Origin of the sequence: Rhodoblastus acidophilus, assembly GCF_900187365.1 — a bacterium.
GTDB classification, from domain to species: Bacteria; Pseudomonadota; Alphaproteobacteria; order Rhizobiales; family Beijerinckiaceae; genus Rhodoblastus; species Rhodoblastus acidophilus.
Genome location: NZ_FYDG01000006.1, coordinates 23,181 through 41,333, shown reverse-complemented (window position 1 = coordinate 41,333; position 18,153 = coordinate 23,181). Strand labels below are relative to the sequence as shown.

Genomic DNA, 18,153 nt, shown 5'->3' with positions numbered 1-18,153 from the left:
TATGACGCCCTGGCGCCGCTGAGGAACGCACAGACAATTGCGGCGCAATTTCGTCGGCCCGCCTTGTTTTCGCCTTGGGCGCGATGCAAGCTCCGCACGGTTTCGGAGATTGTCTCTTGCATGTGAATAATCTGTTCCGGGCGGCGCGGGCCGCCTTGGCGCCTGGGCTCGCCGCTCTCCTCCTGTTCGGCGCCGCGCCCGCCGAAGCCGGAGCGCGTCTGTCCATTTCCTCCGACGGACTTTCCCGCGCCGCCGTGATCGTCCAGCGCGACCGCCTCAAATTGCGGCGGCGCCCGCTGATCATCGTGCTGCAGCGGTCGGGCGGGCTCGGCGTGCGCGGCCGCCGCCATCACGGCCTTGAACATATCGCCGGCGCGAAACCCATTTTCGTCTATCCCGAGGCGCTCGGCGGACGCTGGCCGTTGACGCCCGGCCCCGAAACCGACCATGAGCTGCACTTCCTGCACCGTCTGACGGATCACCTGGTCGATCAAGGGCGCGCGGATCCGCGCCGTATTTTCGTGGTGGGAATCGGCTCCGGCGGCCCGCTCGCCTATCGCGCCGCCTGCGCCGGAATCGGACGCCCCATCGCCGGACTCGCGGCCCTCATCTCAGCCATGCCGAAAGACCTCAACGCCTGCGCGCCCGCCGCCCCGCTGGCCTATATCGCCGTCAACGCCTCGCAAGACCCGAAGATTCCCTATGCCGGCGGAACGGCCACCGCCGGCGACGTTCAGTTCGACGCCGCTGGCGCCGAGCAGAGCCTGCAGGCCTTCGCGAAGATCAACGGCTGCGGCGCCCGGCGCGACGACAAGCGCCTGCCCGAGCGCAAGGGCTCGGCGCATAGCGCGGTGCTGGGCTTCAGCGGATGCAAGGCGCCGACGGAACTGATCCGAATCGACTCCGCCAGCCATCGCCTGCCGGGCCGCGCGCCGGACAACGGCGAAGGCGCGCCGGAAGATTTCGACGCCAATCACGCCGTCTGGGAATTCCTGCAGCGCAACGGCGCCTGACCCCGGCGGGGTTTCAAGCTCTCGTAACCAAACCGTACGGCTGTCGCAGAGGCAGGCGAAGAAAATCGCTTGCGTCCGCAACGGCTTTGATCTAGATCATGAGCAGGCTTTGATCTAAATCAAAGAACGCCGCGCGACTCGGATGCCCAGGCCTTCGATTCAACGGATTGGCGAGGAATGTCCACCCCCTCGCCAATCCGTCCGGCTGACTCCCAGTCCGAGGTTACCATGACGCTGAACGCCACTGTCGCCGGCACGTACGAAACCGTCGAAGCCGTCCCCGCCGAGTCCTCCGCCGTCCCCGCCAATACCGAGCGGCGCGACGCCATCATTTTCTTCGTGTTCGCTTTCGCCCTGGTCGGCGCAATGGTCGCGGCCGCCTTGACGGTCGGCATGGCCGGCGTCGGCATGATCGCGATTATCGAAGCGTTCTCCATGATCGTGGTCTGCCTGCTGCTGACCGCCGGCTGAACCGATCCCACCTCAAAAAGCCCCGCAGGCGCGCCTGCGGGGCTTTTGCTTTGCTGTCGCAAACAAGACAATGCGAAGGGTGCGGCGTCAGCCGACCATCACCATCACATCCGAGGACTTCACCACCGCCGAAGCCTCGCCGCCAACCTTGAGGCCGAGTTCCTCAACCGCCTCATTGGTGATCGCGGCGGTGACGATCAGGCCGTTGACGTTAAGCTGAACATGGGCCGTCGTGGCGCCCTTCTTGATCTCGATGATCTTGCCCGGGAAGACGTTGCGCGCTGAAATTTTCATCAATTCGCCCTCTTGAAAAACCGATTCGCGGCAAGGCCGCGCTTCAGAGAAGGCTTGATAATCCCTCCTTAAGCGTCACGCTTTGATCTCTGTCGCGTCTCCGACACGGAGGCTGGCGCCGGACTTGCTCGACTCCTGCCGAACAGCGGAGTCCTGCCATGATCCAATTGACGCCCAGCGCCGTTTCCGCCGCCAAAACCATTGTCGCCACGGCGAAAGAACCCGCGCGCGGCCTGCGCATCCTGGTCGAGGCCGGCGGCTGCTCGGGCTTCATGTACAAGCTGGAGCTGGCGCCCGAACAGCGCGACGGCGACGCCGTGGTCGAGGCCGATGGCGTGCAGATCTTCATCGACGACCTGTCGCAGCCGATGGTGGCCGGCATGGTGGTCGATTACGCCAGCTCGCTCGAACATTCCGGCTTCGTGTTCCAGAATCCCAACGCCACCGCCTCTTGCGGCTGCGGCAAGAGTTTCGCCTGATGGCCCCGGCCTATCTCGACAATAACGCCACCACGCGGGTCGATCCGCAGGTGGTGGCGGCGCTGCTGCCGTTGTTCACCGAGAGTTTCGGCAACGCCTCGTCCACGCACGATTATGGCGCGGCGGTCGCCCCGGCGCTGAAGGCGGCGCGGCAGGCGGTTCAGGCGCTGATCGGCGCGGAATTCGACCACGAAGTCATCTTCACCAGCGGCGGCACCGAATCGGACGCGACCGCGATCCTGTCGGCGCTGGAGACGCAGGCCGGGCGCAACGAGATCGTCACGAGCGCGGTCGAGCATCCCGCCGTACTCAATCTCTGCCAGCATCTTGAAAGGACCGGCCGCGCCAAAGTTCATGTCATCGCGGTGGACGAAGCCGGCGATCTGGACCTCGACGCCTACCAAGCCGCGTTGTCCGACAAGACGGCGGTCGTCTCGATCATGTGGGCCAACAACGAAACCGGCAAGATTTTCCCGATCGCGGAACTGGCGGCGCTGGCCAGGGGCTGCGGCGCCCTGTTCCACAGCGACGCCGTTCAGGCGGCGGGCAAGATCGCGCTGAACGTGCGCGACGCCGGCGTCGACATGCTGTCGCTGTCGGGCCATAAAATCCACGGGCCCAAGGGCATTGGCGCGCTTTATCTGAAGAAGGGCGTGAAATTCTCGCCGCTGTTTCGCGGCGGCAAGCAGGAGCGCGGCCGCCGCGCCGGCACCGAAAACGCGCCGGGCGTCGTCGGGCTGGGCGTGGCCGCGAAACTGGCGCTGGAGGCCGATCGCGCCCGTATCGCCGCTTTGCGCGACCGCCTGCAAGCCGGCCTGCTCGCCGCGATTCCCGACGCCCGCGTCAATGGCTCTGGCGCACGCGCGCCGAACACCTTGAACATCGCCTTCGCCTGCGCCGACAGCGAGGCGGTGCTGCACAAGCTCGACCAGGCGGGAATCGCCGCCTCCTCCGGCTCGGCCTGCGCTTCGGGAACCATGGAGCCGAGCCACGTGCTGCGCGCCATGAAAGTTCCGCCGCTCTATCTGCAGGGCGCGCTGCGCTTCTCGCTGTCGCGCGAAACCAGCGACGCCGAAATCGACCTCGTGCTCGAAAAACTCCCCGCTATCGTCGCCTCAGTGCGCGAGAAATCGCCGCTCTGGGCTGAAATGCTGAAAAAGACTGCGTGACCGCCATGGAAGCCTCCCACCGTATCCAGATCAACGACACCACCCTACGCGACGGCGAACAGGCGCCGGGCGTTGTCTTCACACTCGCCGAAAAGGTCGCCATCGCCCGCGAACTGGCCGAGACCGGCGTCGATGAGATCGAAGCCGGCACGCCGGCCATGGGGGATGAGGAAGTCGAGGGCATCGCCGCCATTGTCGGGCAGAACCTCCGCCCCCGCGTCACCGCTTGGTGCCGGCTCAACGAGGCCGATGTCGACGCCGCGCTGCGGGCCGGGGTCAAGCACGTCAACATTTCCGCGCCGATGTCGCGGTTGCAGATGCGCGTGAAGTTGAAGGCCGAGCCCGACGAGGTGGCGTCGCGCGTGACTCGGGTGATCGGCTACGCCCGCGACAAGGGCCTGGAAGTCGCCCTCGGCGGCGAGGATTCGTCGCGCGCCGATTTGCGCGACATCGGGCTGATCGCCGGCGCGGCGGCTAAGCTCGGCGTGTTCCGCTTCCGCTTCGCCGACACGCTTGGGCTGCTCGATCCGTTCTCGACCTATGAATATATCAAGCGGCTGCGCGACGAGACCGATTTGCCGGTCGAGTTCCACGGCCACAACGATCTCGGCCTCGCCACCGCCAACACGCTCGCCGCGATTCGCGCCGGCGCCAGTCACGCCAGCGTCACCGTGCTCGGCCTGGGCGAGCGCGCCGGCAATGCGCCGCTGGAGGAAATCGCCGTCGCCCTGCCCCGCACCGCCGACGCGCGCAGCGGCGTCGATCCGACGCGTTTGATGCGCCTGTGCGAATTGGTCGCCCATGCTTCGCGCGATTCGATTCCCCGCGCCAAACCCATTGTCGGCGCCGATATTTTCACCCACGAATCCGGCATCCATGTCGCCGGTCTGCTGACCGACGTGCGCACTTATCAGGGCCTCGACCCCGCGCTGCTCGGCCGCAGCCACAAAGTGGTCATCGGCAAACATTCCGGTCTCGCGGCGGTGCGCTCGGTCTGCGCGGCGATCGGCCTCGACCTCGACCACCCCACCGCCGCGGCAGTTTTGTCGCGCGTGAAAGCCATCGCCAAAATGACCAAGACGCTGGTGCCGGACGCCCGCGTGCGCCGCGTCGCCCGCGAGGAAATCGCCCGCCGGCAGGGCGAGGAGGCCGGCGCCAATGCGCGGGTTCAGCCGGAAATGAGGCTGCAGCCATGAGCGGCTTTTTTGTCGACTGGAACGGCGACCTGCGTTCGACCGACGATCCCGGCGGCGGCTATAGTTGCGAAATCGACCTGCCCGTGCGCTATGTCGCGGTGAAGAACAAGATCGGCGTCACCATTCACGAGGCGACGCTTTATCGCAACCAGGCCGATCTGGACAAAGCCAGGATCACGGCGACGCTGGTTCCCGGCTCGAAATCCTGGGGCAGTCCCAAGGAAGGTTATTAGGAGGGCGGCGTTGGTTCCCATGACCATTCTTGTCGACGACAAGCCGAAATGCGTGGTCCGCCCCAATGACCTCAAACATTTGCAACGCTTCCTGCGCACCGGAAAACCCTGGCTGCTGGCTGATGCGCCGGAAGGAAAGCTGGCCCACCGCGAGGCGGACGAGGCCGAGCGCGCCGTGTGGGAGAACGCACGCGGCCTGCATGGAATCGCCGGTGGCGAGGACGAGGATTTTTTCGGCACGCCGCTGGCGTGACATAAGCGCAATGAAAAGCCGCCGTCGGCGCGGGGGCTGACGGCGGCGGAATATCCGCAGAATGCGGAAAAAGCTTATTTGGTGTTGCGCATCTGATCCGCGAGCGTCTTCACATTTTCACGCAGTTGCGCGCGGACGCCTTCGTCCGTGATGTGCTCCTCCAGCGCCTGGTCCATGCAGTCCATCCAGATGTCGCGGGCGTAATTGTCGATGGGAAAGGTCGCGTGCCGTTCGCGCATGTGCGGCGGATGGCCCTTTTCCGACGAATAAACGCCGGGGCCGCCGGTCCATTCGGTCAAATATTTCTTCAGCGCGATCTTCATGCCGGTGAGACCGTCGCCGTGCATGGCGCGGATGGTCTGCGCCTGCGGCATCAGGTTCATATTGCGATAGAAACTCTCGACCACCCGCTCGATCGTCGCGGCGCCGCCGATGCGCTCATACATGCTGCCAGCCGCCGTGTCGTTCATTTCATCCACACTCCATTACGGCCAGGCTCTCGCCCGGCCAAATCCTTTCGACGCCATGCGCCGCCCAACTCATAGTCGGCGCCTTGCGTCAATTCGATGTCATCATAAACGATCTTTGCGCACTGCAACAGGCGAACGGCGCCTCATTCGGCGTTGCGCATCCAATCCGCCAGTTTCTTCATGGCGGCGCGCAACTCGGCGCGCGCCTGGAGATCGGCGATATGCGCGTCCAGCGCCGCGTCCATGCACGCCATCCAGGCGTCGCGGGCGGCGTTGTCGATGGAAAAGCCCATATGGCGCTGGCGCATGCGCGGCGCGCCGCGTTCCGGCGAATAGAGCGCGGGGCCGCCGGTCCATTCGCTCAAATATTTCTTCAACACCTTTTTCACGCCGTCGAGATTGTCGGCGTGCATGGCGCGGATGGTTTTCGCCTGCGGCAAGGTCTCCATGGCGGCGTAAAAGCTTTCGACCACCCGGTCGATGGTCGCGGCGCCGCCGATGCGCTGGTAAACGCCCTCGCTCACGCGGGAAAGTCCAGCACGGTCGGGTCTTCGTCGAGCATGACGATCTCCGCCCGGCGCAGCGCGCCACTGGCGTGATAATCGTAAACATGGGTCAGCTCGACGTCGCCATAGACGAGCTTGTCGAACCGCAGCAATTGGCCGGCGTCGTCGTAATCGGCGCGGATGAACGTGTTGCGATTGGTCAGCGCCTCCGGTTCGATCTCGTTGACGAGTTTGAGCGGCAGCTTGACGCCATTGGTGGCGAGGAAATAGCGGGTGGTCACATTCAGCCTTGGGGTATGGTGATGTCCATGGTCTCGTCGTCGTCCCAGTTGCGCGGCTCCTCCACCAGTTTGACGCCGTGAATGCACACGTCGCCGGTGACGACGGCCACGCCGATCTTTTCGAGCTGCGCGCCCTCGCAGGGACCGGAGACGCAGGTTCCGCTTTCCAGATCGAACCGCGAACCGTGACGACCGCAGCGCAACGCGCCGCTGTCGTCGAAAAACGTCCCCGAGCCGACATTCAGCCACACGCCCTGGTGCGGACAGGCGTTGCGATAGGCGAAATGATCGCCGCGGGCGTTGCGGGCGATGACGATCCGAAATGGCTTCTGCCCCTCGCCGTCCGGTTCGGCGAGATCGAAGGCGCGAGCGCCGCCGCGCGGAATCTCCTCCACTTCACAAATGGCGAAATATTCCACCGGGCGGGGCTTGTCCGCGCTGACGCTCATGGCGGTCTCTCTGCAATTGGAAACGCATAAAAATTGCAAGAAACGCGCCAGTGTCGGAGATCCGCCAATGCCCATGAAACTCTATATGACGCCGGGGTCCTGCTCGACCGCCATCCACATTCTGCTGGAGGAGTTGGAGGAGGTTTTCGAGGCCCATATCGTCAACCTGCCGGCCGGCGACCAGTTCAAACCCGAATTTCTAGCCATCAACCCCAAGGCCAACATTCCCGCTTTGGTGCGCCCGGACGGCTCCGCGCTGACGGAGGTCGCGGCCATCGCCTTCTGGCTGGCCAAAACCCGCCGCAAGGGCAAGTTGTGGCCCGCCGACCCCGAGGAAGAGACGCGGGCGTTGGAAACCATGATTTTCGTCACTTCGGCGATTCACGGCCAGGCTTTCGCCCGCTATTTCGCGCCGGGCAATTTTTGCCCGGATTCTTCGCTGCATGAGAGCGTCAAGGCGCAGGGCCTGGCGATGGCGCAAAAGGCCCTCGCTCTGGTCGATAAGCAGTTGGAAGGCCGCGACTGGATCGCGGACAAATTTTCCGCCGCCGATCCCGTGCTGTTCTATGTGACGTTCTGGGCCGACAAGGTCGGGATGAAACTGCCGGCCAATCTTTTGCGGCATTACCGGGCCATGCTGGCGCGCCCGGCGGTCAATCAGGTGCTGCGCGAGGAAGGGTACAGGCCGGAAACCCTGGCGAAAGGCGCCTGAGGGCTTGTCTGACAGGCGACAACGCGCGAAATAGGAGTCGCGCGTTTCTTGCATCGGCGGCGCGACACGCGCAAGCGAGAAGGTTTGACATGACGCTGGACGAAATCATCGAAAGCTTCGAGTTCCTCGACGATTGGGACGACCGCTACCGCTATCTGATCGAACTCGGCCGCAGCCTCGACCCGTTGCCCGAGGCGGCCCATACCGAAGAAAACAAGGTGCGCGGCTGCGCCAGCCAGGTCTGGCTGCAAACCAGCATCGCGCGCAACGCCGACGGCGTCCCCGTTCTGAATTTTCTGGGCGACAGCGACGCCCATATCGTGCGCGGGCTGGTGGCGCTGACGCTCGCCTTCTTCTCCGGCCATACCGCGAAAGAAATCATCGCGGCCGACGCCCCCGCCTTGTTCAAGCGCCTCGGCTTCGAGCAGCATTTGACGCCGCAGCGCTCCAACGGTCTGCGCTCCATGGTCGAGCGCATCAAGCGCGACGCCGCCGCCGCCCTCGCCGCCGCCTGAAATTTCCACCGATAAAAAGACCCGCCGGAGACGCCTCCGGCGGGTTTTGCTTGCCCGATTGAACCGATTTACGCGCCGGCCTCCGCCTTGAGCGCGTCGAGGTCGCCCGCCGTCAGACGGAAAATGTGACGGCCGCCCGACAGCGCCGCGCCGGCGTGCGGAACCTTCTGGCAGAGGAAGTTGAACCATTGCTGACCCGTCATGCTGGCGGGACGCTCGCCGATCTCCTTGATCGTGCCGTCGGGATAGTAGCAGGCGTGGACGATAACTTGCGTCGTCATTTGAGAACTCCCTGACAATAAGCCCCCGATCCCAAACCTTCTCCCGCTTCGCCCGAATCCCGGAGAAGGCCTGGGCGTTCGCGCACAGGCGGAGGCCGGGGACGGTCCCTCCGCGCGCGTCGCCGGCTTGTCGAAAAAGGCAAGCCGACTCCCTTCCCGCGCGGCCGCCCGCCGCGCAGGTTTCTGCGTCTGACCTTGAAAAGACGATCAGACGAAGCTCAGAATTTCGACCTTGACGTTTTCCGTGCCGAGCACGCTGCTCTGGCAGGCCAGCCGCGACTTGGCGCTGACGCCGACGATCGTGTCGAGCTTGGAATTTTCTTCCCGCGTGGTTTTGGACAGGCCCTTGCGGCCTTCGAGCACGAAAATGTGGCAGGAGCCGCATTGGGCCTTGCCGTCGCATTTATGCGAGAAACCGGGGATCGCCTTAAGGATCACCGACAGAAGGGACTCGCCCTCATTCGCCTCGACCACCTGGCCGGAAGGCGCCAAAGTCACAGATGCCATTCTTCCCAACTCCATTATTTTTTGACGCCGCTTTTTGCGGTCGCCTTTTGCTCCGGCCCCGGCCTCAATAGATGGCGGCGCCGGCGCCCACATTCGCCACGGAATCCTTCATGGTCGCGACGATGAACTCGATCTGCTCCGCGCTGAGGTGACAGTGAAACGGCAGGGCGACGGCGCGATCGGCCACCTTTTCGGTGACGAGCAGATCGCCGCGACGCCAGCCGCGCTCGAAATAATGACGCTGCAAATGCAGCGGCGCGCTATAGGGCGCGGCCTCAACCTGTTCGGTGGCCAAATCCTCGACGATGGAGTCCCGGCTCTTGCGGTCGTAGCGCGTGCCGAGATGCACGACATAGACGAACCAGTGCAGTTCGGTGACGTCAGGCCCGACATAGGGCGGCTTGATGCCCTCGAACGCCTGGACGAATTTGGCGTAGGTTTCCTCGGTCTCGCGGCGCTTCTCCAGGATTTCGCCGAGACGCGACAATTGCACCAGGCCGAGCGCGGCGGTGATGTCGCTCATTTTGGCCTGCAAAGCCGGCGCGCTGGTCACGGCGACGGAGCCGCGCTCCTCCAAAGCGTGAGAACGGCGGCGGCGGACCGCCATGGCCAGATCGACATTGTCGGTGACGATCATGCCGCCCTCGCCGCAGGTGAGCGGACACGGCTGCGAAAAGTCGAAGAAGCTGGCGTCGCCGAACGTGCCGACCAGTTCGCCCTTGTAGCGGGAGCCGAGCGATTCCGTGCAATCCTCGATCAGCGGCAGGCTTTTGGCGGCGGCGAGGTCGCGCAGAACAGTCCAGTCGGCGGGGTGGCCGTTGGCGTTGAGGACAACGATGGCCTTGGTCTTGTCGGTGAGCTTGGCTTCGACCTTTTTCGCGGTGACGCAGCCCGACCAATAGTCGATGTCGGCGAAAACCGGCGTCGCGCCGATGGCGGCGATGGCCTGCGCACATTCGCGGAACGAATAGGACGGCGCGATCACCTCGTCGCCAGGGCCGACGCCCTGCGCCAGCAGGATCAGCGCGAGGCCGAGCGCGCCGCTCGGGACAGCTATGGCGTAGCGGCGGCCCAGATAAGCGGCGAACGCCTTTTCAAATTCATCGACCACCGGCCCGGCGCCGAGGAAGGGCGAACGCAGCACCGCCTCGACCGCCTTCAACTCCTCCGCCGTCAGATCGGGATCCGACATCGGGATCGGCTCGTCGGGGATCTCGATATACTGGCCTTCGCCTTCGTCGCTGTAATCGTATTCGGTCATGGTCAGGCCCGCCGCGCCAGGATGAAGCCGGTCGCCTGCGCCGGATTTTTCACGACTCCGGGGCAATGATCGCCGCCAACCAGATGCAGGTCGAACAGCCCAACCGTCTTCCACGGCGCCTCGTCGACGTCGAGGGCGTCGCAGCGCAGCCAGGCCATGCGCGGATATTTTTGCCGCAATTCGGCCAGCACCGCCGGCGATTGCGCCGCCGCGACGGTCGCCTCAACGTCCTGCAGGACGGCTTCGTCAATGCCCATCACAAAACTCCCGTCAAACCGGCTCGATCTCTTCCTCGAGGCAGCCGACCACATATTTCTGTTCGAACTCGACCATATAGACCGGCGTGCTGCTCTCGACATGCGAGCCGACCTGGACGATCTCGCCCAGCGTCCCTTCGGGCGCCAGCACCGCGTCCTCCTCGGCGTCCGGGAAGGAGCCGTCGTTGACCAGATCGATCAGGCAGCGCACGCGCATGCCCCACTGGTATTTCGGTTCACGCGGATCAATCATGCGTCCAGCTCCTGCGGCAGGGGAAGGTCTTCGTCGTCGCCGAGCGCGTCGGCCAGTTCGAGTTCGCGGCGCTTCATCCCGACGCGGTTGCCGCTTTCGAGAAATTCGACGCCGTAGATATAAAATTGCTGCAGGAAGGTGCCGATGCTCACGACATAGCCGACCTCGCCTTTTTTCACGAGCAGCTCGCCGATTTCCTTGCCGGCGTAAGTGCCGTCGTTGCGGACGAGGCGGCGGGCGCGCACCTTCGCGCCGTAATTGAAATAGGGCGACCCAACGAGTTCATTGACGTCGCTGTCACGAACGATGTTGCTCACTTGCGCGCTCCCTTGTTCCGTCCTGCGCGAGGCGCGCCCGCGCCGTCTCGCGCACCATTTCGTCCTCGTCCTCCGCCAGCTCCGCCAGCAGTTTTACATCGATCCGGTTCGCCGCCTCGTGGCGCACGCGCCAGTCCTCGTCCCCCCGCATCCGCGCCAGAAACTCCGGCGCCAGACGTTTGGAAACCTCGATCCGCACCCGCGCCTCCGGGTCGATCATCATGCGCAGCAGCAGTTTTTCCTCCGCGCGCTGCGCGACCACCCGGCGCACTTCCGGCTCGGGATCGCCGACAAGCCACTCCAGCAGGTTTGGCGCCAGTTTCCGCGCAATCACCTGACGGACATAGTAATCTTCATCCTGCAACATCGGGACCAGATCGCCGTCCTCCAGCAGCGAAACGATGCGGATGCGCACCTCGCGATGCGGGTCGTGACGCAGCTTCAAAATGTGCTTTTTCGGCAGGCGCCGCGCGGCGTTCCAGCGCACGGTCTCCTCGGGATCGTCGAGCAGCGGAACCAGCAGGAACACCGCCGCGTGCTTCGTGGCGATGGCGCGCACCTCGAAATGCTCGTGCTGGAGATAGTCGTTGGCGAGCTGCGGATTCCAGTTGAAGAAGCGGTCGATGCGCCGGGCGTAACGGTCGTTGACGCAGGCGTGGGAAAGCCGACATTTGCCCTCGGCGAGCATGTCCTGATGCCGACACGCGCGACAATCGACCTGTTGGCCGCGCCAGTCGATGGTTTCGTCAATGTCGTCATTCATCGTCGCTCTCCGCGCGCTGGAGCACGTCCAGCAGCAGCCGGGCGTTGATGCGGTCGGTGGGATCGAGGGTCAGGAGTTTTTCGGCGGCGGCGCGGCCTTCCGCCAGATCGCCCAGGCGCATGTGCAGATAGGCGTAGCCCTTGAGACAGAACATGAAAAACCGCGCCATTACGTCGTCGTAGGAGCCGAAGGCAGCGTCGTCGGCGCGCACCTCGCGCCAGTCCGTCGCAAAATTCTTTTCGCGCGCGACCTTGATCAGGCAGCGCTGGCCCACGGCGAGGGCTTCCTCAAGCCGGCCCTTGTAGAAATAATAGCGATACCAGCCGATCAGCACCGCGAAATGGTCGGGCGCCGCCGCTTCGGCCTCGCGCAAAAAAGCTTCGGCGGTCGGCGCGTCCGCGTAGTTTGACCCCGCCTGCGCCAGCGCGCGTTCGGCTTCCCCTGAAAGACCGCCGCCGAAGAGCGGGTGCGACAACACCCCCTCTTCGGCGATCAAAACCTCGGTCTGACGCGACGCGGTCTCGATCATGTCAATGCGAGCTGCAGCAAGCCTGTTGCTTGGGGTCGTGGAACACGAGGCCGCTGGAGGTCGGGGTGTCCGCGAAGTCGATGGTGACGCCCTGCAACAGCATCCGGCTTTCGGCTGGCAGGAACAGTTTGACGCCTTCATGCACGACCGTGGCGTCGCCCGGCAGCGGCTCGGCGAGCACGGCGATGTCGGCGGACAGGCCGGAGCATCCGCCCGGCGTCACGGCGAGGCGGAAGCCCGCGCCGGGGCCGCCGTCGCTCATGACCATCATGCGCATGAAGCGGTGGGCTTTTGGGGTGACGGTGAAAGCGGTCATGGAGGAGTCCTTCAATTTGCGGGAAGGGGCCGGGACTTCCTTCTCCCCTTGCGGGAGAAGGTGGATCGCCGCCGGCGGGCGGCGAGACGGATGAGGGGCGGGGCGCTGTCTACAAAGCTGTCAGGGAAGCAGTTTGGAGGGGGCTTTCCTGATGACGTCGAGGCCAACGCCCCGGCCCCTCACCCTAACCCTCTCCCCGTGAACGGGGAGAGGGGACGATCCCGTCACGCCGGCTGGTAGCGCGGGTAGCTCGTGTCAATCACGCACGTATTGTCGACCGGGCAAACCGCTACGCATTGCGCGGTGTCGAAATGCCCGATGCACTCCGTGCATTTGGCGGGGTCGATGACAAAGGTTCCGCCCTTTTCCGAAATGGCGAGGTTCGGACATTCCGCTTCGCAGGCCGAGCAATTGGTGCATTGCGAACCGACGATCTTGTAAGCCATCGTCAAACTTCCTTCTTCAGGCGGCGCCGGGCGCCCTGCGGCGACCGGCGCGGTCCATCACATCGGCCGGATTATTCCGCGGGTTCGGCGGCGATCAACGCGCCCTGGCGGATTTCGGCGTCGCCGCGCGCGGCATGCTCGATCTCGCCGGAGCTCACCTTCTCCAGATAGGCCTTGAACCAGGAGATCGCCGACTTCTCGATGAACTCATGGGCGAATTCGTCGACCGGCTGGATGCCGGCCTTGATCAGATCGCCCTTCGGGCAGGCGCCGATCTTGGCGACGAACACCGCATGACAGTCGTTGATGGCGCGGATCACCGTCTCCAGCGAATCCTCGTCGCCAAAGCCGCCCTGGCAGTACAGATCGACGCGGCGATGACCGACGAATTTCGAGCCGGAGGTGGAGAGTTCGTAGATCTGGAACTCCTTGGCGTGGCCGAAATGCTCGTTGATCAGGCCCGAGCCCTTGGTGGCGACGGCGACCAGCACCTTGATGTCGCTTTGCGCTTCAGCCAGCGACGCCAACTCCTCCTTCTTGGCCTCGACCTTGGCCTGGCGCTCCTGCTCGACCACGGCCTGATAGGCCTGGCGCGCCTCGATGTCGTAGTTCACCTCCATGTCCATGATCTTGTCGGTGGTGAATTCCGCCGAGCGATCCTCGCCCAGCAGACCGACGGCGTCGGCGCGGCACTGGCGGCAATGCCGCATCATGTTCATCTCGCCTTCGCAGGCGTCCTGCAGCGCCTTCAGCTCCTGCGCGGAGGGGCCGCGCTGGCCGTTGAGGCCGAACACCGTGCCGTGCTCGGGCGCGGAGATCAGCGGCATGATGTTGTGCAGGAAGGCGCCGCGCGACTTCACCGCCTTGTTGACCTCGACCAGATGCTGGTCGTTGATCCCGGGGATCATCACCGAATTGACCTTGCACAGGATGCCGCGCTCGGTGAGCATTTCCAGGCCGCGCAGCTGGTGCTCGGACAGGATGCGCGCCGCCTCGACGCCCTCGATGCGCTTGTGGTTGTAGAAAATCCACGGATAGATTTTCGCGCCGACTTCCGGGTCCACCATGTTGATGGTGATGGTGACGTGATCGACGTTATATTTGGCGATCGTGTCGATATGCTCCGGCAGCGCAAGGCCGTTGGTGGACAGACAGAGCTTGATGTCCGGCGCCGTTTTCGAGATCAGCTCGAAGGTCTTGAACGTCTTGGCCGGATTGGCGAGCGGATCGCCGGGGCCGGCGATGCCGAGCACGGTCATTTGCGGGATGGTCGAGGCCACCGCCACCACTTTCTTGGCGGCCTGTTCCGGCGTCAGGCGCTCGGACACCACGCCGGGGCGGCTCTCATTGGCGCAGTCATATTTGCGGTTGCAGTAATTGCACTGAATGTTGCACGCGGGCGCCACGGCGACATGCATGCGGGCGAAATGGTGATGCGCCTCTTCGGAATAGCAGGGATGGTTCTTCACCTTCTCCCAGATATCGGGGGGAAGATCGCCGGAGCCGGCGGAGGAGCCGCAGCTCGACTTGCCGGAGCCGCCGGACGTTCCACAGCCCTTGTGCTCGGCGACCTGCTGCATGATGGCGTCCATGTCCGCGCCCTCGGGCGTGGCCGACTCTTGATTCGTCAAAGATTCCATTGACCGTGCCTCTCAGCAATTCAAACCTGCGGCATAGGCAGCAAGAGTCGCGCCACGGGCCACGCCAGGTCTTTCTTGTTTAAGATCAATTGCATGGTTGATTTTTATCGACGCGATTGTCGCAGAGGGAACAGGGAGCCGAGTGCGATTCTCGACCTGTTGCAAAGCTGACAAAAGAGCAGCCCTGCTCCCCGCGCCGGCGCAAAAAAATGGGGAGCCCGAAGGCTCCCCAGTCTCGCCGCAAGCTGACCGAAAACGGCGATTCACCCCATGAGAATGTCGCAGGCCCGCGCCAGCGGGATCGCCAGCGGAACAATGTTTTCCGCCGCGTAGAAACGCTTCTCGTTCAGCGACAATTCCTGGTCCGGCTCGATCACCGCATAATGCGGCGGCGCCGAGCGCTTGGACACCTGCCGGGCGTAGGTGCGCAGCATCTGGTCGTGGAAACGGCAGCCGAGATAGAGAAAGGCGCGGCCGCCACGACGGTCCTTCACCGCGTCGGGGATCGGCGTCTGGATGTCGATCTCGGTCAAAACCTCGACATAATCCGCGTCGGAGATGAGATAGTTCTTCGCCGGCGCCGCCGCGCCGTGCGGCTTGTAAAGCAGCGTTTTCCAGCCTGCCGCATCGGCGGCCTTGGCTTCGCCGCCCGTGGAATCGTAGAAGCGGAACCAGCGGTTCTCGCCGATGCCGGCGCGGGAAATGCCCTGAACCTCGCCCCAGTCGCCCTGGTCGGACAAAGCCTTGCGCATCGCGCCATCGTACCAGGTGTCGACGATCAGCGGCAGGCCAAGCGAGGCCAGCCAGCTTTGCAGCGGCGCGGGCTTGATCGGCGCCGAAAACGCTTCCGTCATGAAGGCGACCACGGTCGGGCGCAGCTTGTAGCCTTCGATATATTGCGCGGAGGCCCAGGCGTTTCCGCGCGCACGACGCGGCAGCGCCACCTTCTTGCCGAAGAATTCGGCGAGGCCTTCTGGCCCGAGCGGGATGTCGGGTTGGGACATGCCCACCACGGCCGCGCCGAGATAGGGAACCACTTCGCCGGCGCGCAGCCGCGCCGCCACTTCGCCCAAAACCTTTTCGGCTTCGTCTCCAGAAAGAATCGCCTCGTCAGCGAGCGCGTCGGCAAGCAGGGCTGCTGTCGCCATGATCAATCCTCCGCGCGCTTTTTGGCCTCGACCGTGATCGGCAGGCGGGTGTCGGCGGGCATGTCCGGCAGGTCGAGAGTCCAGCCGTTGGCGATCTTGATCCACCCGCCCCAAAGCGTCTCATGCTCCTTTTCGACGATCGGCTCTTCCAGATCCTTCTTGGGCACATAGATGGAGAGCCCGAAATCGTCGGACTTGCGGATCATGATTTTCATGGAAACCTCAAGGCGGGGGAGAAGCGCCGGCGAGAAACGCCGGCGCAGAATATAGTCAGGCCTTCACGCAGGTATTCGGCACCGGGCAGACTTCGTCGCATTTGGCGGTGTCGAAGTGGCCTTCGCACTCCGTGCACTTCTTGGGGTCGATGACAAAGCTGTCGCCCTTCATCGAAATCGCCGCATTGGGGCACTCGAACTCGCAGGCCGAGCATCCCGTGCACTGCGAAGCGATGATTTTGTAGGCCATGGTCTTCTCTCCTCAATCGGCCTGTCCGGGCCGAGCATTGAACGCATTGGAGTTGAGCAAGGCCTGTGCCAGCGGTTTCACCTGATCTTGCGCGCCCCCGGCGGCGAAATTTGCGCGTTTCGCAACGTCGGCGTTGCGAAACCGACAGCGTCAAACCACGGTCAGCGACGACAGCGGCACGAAGGCGTTGTTCGGCTTCGGCTCCTCAGTCTTGGGCGCGACCGCGTCCTTGTGCACCTTGAACAGGCGCTCCTGAATCGGCGAGCTCTCGACGAAATCCTGATAGGCCAGCGCCAGATGTTCGGCGCACAGCGCCCTGACCTCGTCGTCGCTCTTGCCCGCGAAGGCGCCGTCGAGTTCAAGCCCCTTCAGATATTGGCCCATGCGGCGCATGATGTGCAGGCGCGACACCCGCACCACCGCCGGATCGAACGCGACGCCGAGATAGGAAAAGAAATCTTCCGCCGAAGACAGACGGCCCAGGTCATCCAGCGCGCTCATCGTCAAACCTTTCTTGTTCCTGTTGGGTGTCTTGTTGGTTTCGGACGCGGCCCTGCATGTGGTTGAGCCGGGTCTCCAGAAATTCGACGCGGTCGAGCAGCATCGACAGCACCTCGCCGACGGGATCGGGAATGAGGTGATGGTCGAGGTTGACCCGGCCCGATCCGACGGCGCCGCGATTGTTCAGCGCGCGAACGATGCGGGCGGGGATGCCCACTGCGGTCACGCCCGGAGGCACCTCCTCCACCACCACCGAATTGGCGCCGATGCGCGCGCCGGCGCCGACCTTGATCGGCCCGAGAATTTTGGCGCCGGCGCCGACCAGCACGCCGTCCTCGAGGGTGGGATGGCGCTTGCCGGGAGTCCAGCTCACGCCGCCCAGCGTCACGCCGTGATAGAGGGTGACGCCGTCGCCAACCTCGGCGGTCTCGCCGATCACCACGCCGGCGCCATGGTCGATGAAGAATTTCTGGCCGATGGTGGCGCCGGGATGGATGTCGACATTGGTGAGCAGACGCGCGACCCAGGACAGGAAACGCGCCGGGAATTTGAAGCCGTTGCGCCACAGCCGATGCGCCAGCCGGTGCCAGATGATGGCGTGGACGCCGGGATAGGTCAGCAGGATTTCAAACGCGTTGCGGGCGGCGGGATCGCGCGCCTTGACGCAGGCGATGTCGTCGCGCCATAGGCGCAGGAGGCCTGCGGGGCGCTCCCTTTCCGCATGCGCGGCGGGCATGGTCGCGCCCTCGGTCACGGCCGTCTCAGTGCCCCGAACGCCGAAGGCCGGTGGGGGCCGGAACGACGCGGACGAGTTCGCCGAGCTTTTCGACGATGCGGCTCTGGATGCCTTCGAGCGTGGCGCTGGCCAGGCTGCAGAAGATGCAGGCGCCCGTCAGCTTGACATTGACGATCTTGCCTTCAATCGACAGCAATTCGCAATCGCCGCCGTCCCGCTTGAGAGCCGGGCGGATTTCCTCGATCGCCTCGCGCACGAGCTGCTCGCGGCGATCCTCGACGGCGACGGGCGTATCGGCGACGACGGCTCCGGTGTGCATGGTCATGATGAACCCCTCTGGTAAATGAGATCAGCCGAAGCTCTTGCCGCAGGAGCAGGAGTGCGTGGCGTTGGGATTGTCGAAGGTGAAGCCGGCGCCCTCGATGGCGACGACGAAATCGATGGTCGTGCCGTAAAGCAGCGGCAGGCTGTCATGTTCGAGGAACACCTTGACGCCGTCGCGCTCGACCACCTCGTCGTCCTCTTCCGCCGTGCGGACCAGGCCCATCAGATATTTGTTGCCGGCGCAGCCTCCGGTCTCGACCTTGAGCCGCAGGCCCTGCACCGGCTCCGGCGCCGAGCTGATCGCGTTGCGCACGGCGTCGAGCGCGCTGTCGGTGAGATGGATCATTCCGTCCTCCAATCAAGAGAAG

Annotated in this window: 32 protein-coding genes; 9 read left to right on the top strand and 23 right to left on the bottom strand. The window is 64.3% G+C overall.

The features are described 5' to 3' along the window. Positions 1–116: 116 nt before the first annotated feature. Positions 117–1,013, top strand: a complete 897-nt coding sequence (locus CFB24_RS13115; RefSeq protein WP_088521079.1) for a CE1 family esterase — start codon at positions 117–119, stop codon at positions 1,011–1,013. A 228-nt stretch (positions 1,014–1,241) separates the two neighbouring features. After that, positions 1,242–1,484 (top strand): hypothetical protein, encoded by a 243-nt coding sequence (locus CFB24_RS13110; RefSeq protein WP_088521078.1) that lies wholly within the window; start codon positions 1,242–1,244, stop codon positions 1,482–1,484. Positions 1,485–1,571: 87 nt separating this feature from the next. On the opposite strand, the gene CFB24_RS13105 is transcribed toward CFB24_RS13110, so the two are convergent. Further along, complete coding sequence (locus tag CFB24_RS13105; RefSeq protein ID WP_088521077.1) at positions 1,572–1,778, bottom strand: TOBE domain-containing protein; 207 nt, start codon at positions 1,776–1,778, stop codon at positions 1,572–1,574. A 158-nt stretch (positions 1,779–1,936) separates the two neighbouring features. Between CFB24_RS13105 and CFB24_RS13100 the strand changes: the two genes are divergently transcribed. The 5 genes from CFB24_RS13100 to CFB24_RS13080 are packed head-to-tail and all read left to right on the top strand — an operon-like array spanning position 1,937 to position 5,108. Next, on the top strand, positions 1,937–2,257 hold the full coding sequence (locus tag CFB24_RS13100) for a HesB/IscA family protein (protein ID WP_088521076.1): 321 nt from the start codon (positions 1,937–1,939) through the stop codon (positions 2,255–2,257). Then, on the top strand, positions 2,257–3,426 hold the full coding sequence (nifS, locus tag CFB24_RS13095) for a cysteine desulfurase NifS (RefSeq protein ID WP_088521075.1): 1,170 nt from the start codon (positions 2,257–2,259) through the stop codon (positions 3,424–3,426). The genes CFB24_RS13100 and nifS overlap by 1 nt, the downstream gene beginning before the upstream one ends. Before the next feature lie 5 nt (positions 3,427–3,431). Beyond that, positions 3,432–4,622 carry a homocitrate synthase gene (gene nifV, locus CFB24_RS13090; RefSeq protein WP_088521229.1) on the top strand — a complete coding sequence of 397 codons (1,191 nt, stop codon included), beginning with the start codon at positions 3,432–3,434 and terminating at the stop codon, positions 4,620–4,622. Further along, entirely contained in the window at positions 4,619–4,855 is a 237-nt protein-coding gene (locus CFB24_RS13085; RefSeq protein WP_088521074.1) for a hypothetical protein, read from the top strand. The genes nifV and CFB24_RS13085 overlap by 4 nt, the downstream gene beginning before the upstream one ends. Before the next feature lie 10 nt (positions 4,856–4,865). Then, complete coding sequence (locus CFB24_RS13080) at positions 4,866–5,108, top strand: hypothetical protein (protein ID WP_088521073.1); 243 nt, start codon at positions 4,866–4,868, stop codon at positions 5,106–5,108. Between the two features lie 74 nt (positions 5,109–5,182). On the opposite strand, the gene CFB24_RS13075 is transcribed toward CFB24_RS13080, so the two are convergent. The 4 genes from CFB24_RS13075 to CFB24_RS13060 form a co-directional block, all read right to left on the bottom strand. Further along, positions 5,183–5,578 (bottom strand): group II truncated hemoglobin, encoded by a 396-nt coding sequence (locus CFB24_RS13075; protein WP_088521228.1) that lies wholly within the window; start codon positions 5,576–5,578, stop codon positions 5,183–5,185. A 143-nt stretch (positions 5,579–5,721) separates the two neighbouring features. Beyond that, positions 5,722–6,102 (bottom strand): group II truncated hemoglobin, encoded by a 381-nt coding sequence (locus CFB24_RS13070; protein ID WP_088521072.1) that lies wholly within the window; start codon positions 6,100–6,102, stop codon positions 5,722–5,724. Beyond that, positions 6,099–6,365, bottom strand: a complete 267-nt coding sequence (locus CFB24_RS13065) for a DUF6156 family protein (RefSeq protein ID WP_338064192.1) — start codon at positions 6,363–6,365, stop codon at positions 6,099–6,101. The genes CFB24_RS13070 and CFB24_RS13065 overlap by 4 nt, the downstream gene beginning before the upstream one ends. A 2-nt stretch (positions 6,366–6,367) precedes the next feature. Then, entirely contained in the window at positions 6,368–6,814 is a 447-nt protein-coding gene (locus tag CFB24_RS13060) for a Rieske (2Fe-2S) protein (RefSeq protein WP_088521071.1), read from the bottom strand. A 73-nt stretch (positions 6,815–6,887) separates the two neighbouring features. On the opposite strand from CFB24_RS13060, the gene CFB24_RS13055 reads away from it, so the two are divergent. Then, positions 6,888–7,526, top strand: a complete 639-nt coding sequence (locus CFB24_RS13055; RefSeq protein WP_088521226.1) for a glutathione S-transferase family protein — start codon at positions 6,888–6,890, stop codon at positions 7,524–7,526. 89 nt (positions 7,527–7,615) lie between these two features. Then, positions 7,616–8,041, top strand: coding sequence for a SufE family protein (locus tag CFB24_RS13050; protein WP_088521070.1), 426 nt, complete (start codon positions 7,616–7,618; stop codon positions 8,039–8,041). Positions 8,042–8,109: 68 nt separating this feature from the next. On the opposite strand, the gene CFB24_RS13045 is transcribed toward CFB24_RS13050, so the two are convergent. The 18 genes from CFB24_RS13045 to CFB24_RS12960 form a co-directional block, all read right to left on the bottom strand. Beyond that, positions 8,110–8,322 (bottom strand): hypothetical protein, encoded by a 213-nt coding sequence (locus tag CFB24_RS13045; protein ID WP_088521069.1) that lies wholly within the window; start codon positions 8,320–8,322, stop codon positions 8,110–8,112. 207 nt (positions 8,323–8,529) lie between these two features. Continuing rightward, positions 8,530–8,829 carry a 2Fe-2S iron-sulfur cluster-binding protein gene (locus CFB24_RS13040; RefSeq protein ID WP_088521068.1) on the bottom strand — a complete coding sequence of 100 codons (300 nt, stop codon included), beginning with the start codon at positions 8,827–8,829 and terminating at the stop codon, positions 8,530–8,532. Between the two features lie 64 nt (positions 8,830–8,893). Then, on the bottom strand, positions 8,894–10,021 hold the full coding sequence (locus CFB24_RS13035; protein ID WP_176440444.1) for a DegT/DnrJ/EryC1/StrS family aminotransferase: 1,128 nt from the start codon (positions 10,019–10,021) through the stop codon (positions 8,894–8,896). Positions 10,022–10,092: 71 nt separating this feature from the next. After that, on the bottom strand, positions 10,093–10,347 hold the full coding sequence (locus tag CFB24_RS13030) for a hypothetical protein (protein WP_088521066.1): 255 nt from the start codon (positions 10,345–10,347) through the stop codon (positions 10,093–10,095). A 13-nt stretch (positions 10,348–10,360) separates the two neighbouring features. Continuing rightward, positions 10,361–10,600: a nitrogen fixation protein NifZ gene (locus CFB24_RS13025; protein WP_088521065.1), complete on the bottom strand. Its 240-nt coding sequence runs from the start codon at positions 10,598–10,600 to the stop codon at positions 10,361–10,363. Beyond that, positions 10,597–10,917: a nitrogen fixation protein NifZ gene (locus CFB24_RS13020; RefSeq protein ID WP_088521064.1), complete on the bottom strand. Its 321-nt coding sequence runs from the start codon at positions 10,915–10,917 to the stop codon at positions 10,597–10,599. Before CFB24_RS13020 ends, CFB24_RS13025 begins: the two co-directional genes overlap by 4 nt. Continuing rightward, positions 10,898–11,680: a 4Fe4S-binding leucine-rich repeat protein gene (locus CFB24_RS13015; protein ID WP_088521063.1), complete on the bottom strand. Its 783-nt coding sequence runs from the start codon at positions 11,678–11,680 to the stop codon at positions 10,898–10,900. Before CFB24_RS13015 ends, CFB24_RS13020 begins: the two co-directional genes overlap by 20 nt. Beyond that, positions 11,673–12,209 (bottom strand): tetratricopeptide repeat protein, encoded by a 537-nt coding sequence (locus tag CFB24_RS13010; RefSeq protein WP_088521062.1) that lies wholly within the window; start codon positions 12,207–12,209, stop codon positions 11,673–11,675. Before CFB24_RS13010 ends, CFB24_RS13015 begins: the two co-directional genes overlap by 8 nt. A 1-nt stretch (position 12,210) precedes the next feature. Further along, positions 12,211–12,525 (bottom strand): HesB/IscA family protein, encoded by a 315-nt coding sequence (locus CFB24_RS13005; RefSeq protein WP_088521061.1) that lies wholly within the window; start codon positions 12,523–12,525, stop codon positions 12,211–12,213. Positions 12,526–12,749: 224 nt separating this feature from the next. Then, positions 12,750–12,971, bottom strand: a complete 222-nt coding sequence (locus CFB24_RS13000; protein ID WP_088521060.1) for a 4Fe-4S binding protein — start codon at positions 12,969–12,971, stop codon at positions 12,750–12,752. A 71-nt stretch (positions 12,972–13,042) separates the two neighbouring features. Next, positions 13,043–14,611, bottom strand: a complete 1,569-nt coding sequence (gene nifB / locus CFB24_RS12995; protein WP_088521059.1) for a nitrogenase cofactor biosynthesis protein NifB — start codon at positions 14,609–14,611, stop codon at positions 13,043–13,045. Between the two features lie 263 nt (positions 14,612–14,874). Next, positions 14,875–15,759, bottom strand: coding sequence for an SIR2 family NAD-dependent protein deacylase (locus tag CFB24_RS12990; protein WP_088521058.1), 885 nt, complete (start codon positions 15,757–15,759; stop codon positions 14,875–14,877). 2 nt (positions 15,760–15,761) lie between these two features. Continuing rightward, complete coding sequence (gene nifT / locus CFB24_RS12985; protein WP_088521057.1) at positions 15,762–15,974, bottom strand: putative nitrogen fixation protein NifT; 213 nt, start codon at positions 15,972–15,974, stop codon at positions 15,762–15,764. Between the two features lie 55 nt (positions 15,975–16,029). Then, the gene (locus CFB24_RS12980; protein ID WP_088521056.1) at positions 16,030–16,224 is read right to left on the bottom strand and encodes a 4Fe-4S binding protein; all 195 of its coding nucleotides are present in this window, start codon (positions 16,222–16,224) and stop codon (positions 16,030–16,032) included. Between the two features lie 150 nt (positions 16,225–16,374). After that, the gene (gene nifW / locus CFB24_RS12975) at positions 16,375–16,725 is read right to left on the bottom strand and encodes a nitrogenase stabilizing/protective protein NifW (RefSeq protein ID WP_088521055.1); all 351 of its coding nucleotides are present in this window, start codon (positions 16,723–16,725) and stop codon (positions 16,375–16,377) included. After that, positions 16,709–17,461 carry a serine O-acetyltransferase gene (gene cysE / locus CFB24_RS12970; protein WP_088521225.1) on the bottom strand — a complete coding sequence of 251 codons (753 nt, stop codon included), beginning with the start codon at positions 17,459–17,461 and terminating at the stop codon, positions 16,709–16,711. The genes nifW and cysE overlap by 17 nt, the downstream gene beginning before the upstream one ends. A 25-nt stretch (positions 17,462–17,486) precedes the next feature. Further along, complete coding sequence (locus CFB24_RS12965) at positions 17,487–17,786, bottom strand: NifU family protein (RefSeq protein WP_088521054.1); 300 nt, start codon at positions 17,784–17,786, stop codon at positions 17,487–17,489. Positions 17,787–17,810: 24 nt separating this feature from the next. Further along, positions 17,811–18,131 (bottom strand): HesB/IscA family protein, encoded by a 321-nt coding sequence (locus CFB24_RS12960; protein WP_088521053.1) that lies wholly within the window; start codon positions 18,129–18,131, stop codon positions 17,811–17,813. Positions 18,132–18,153: the final 22 nt, after the last annotated feature.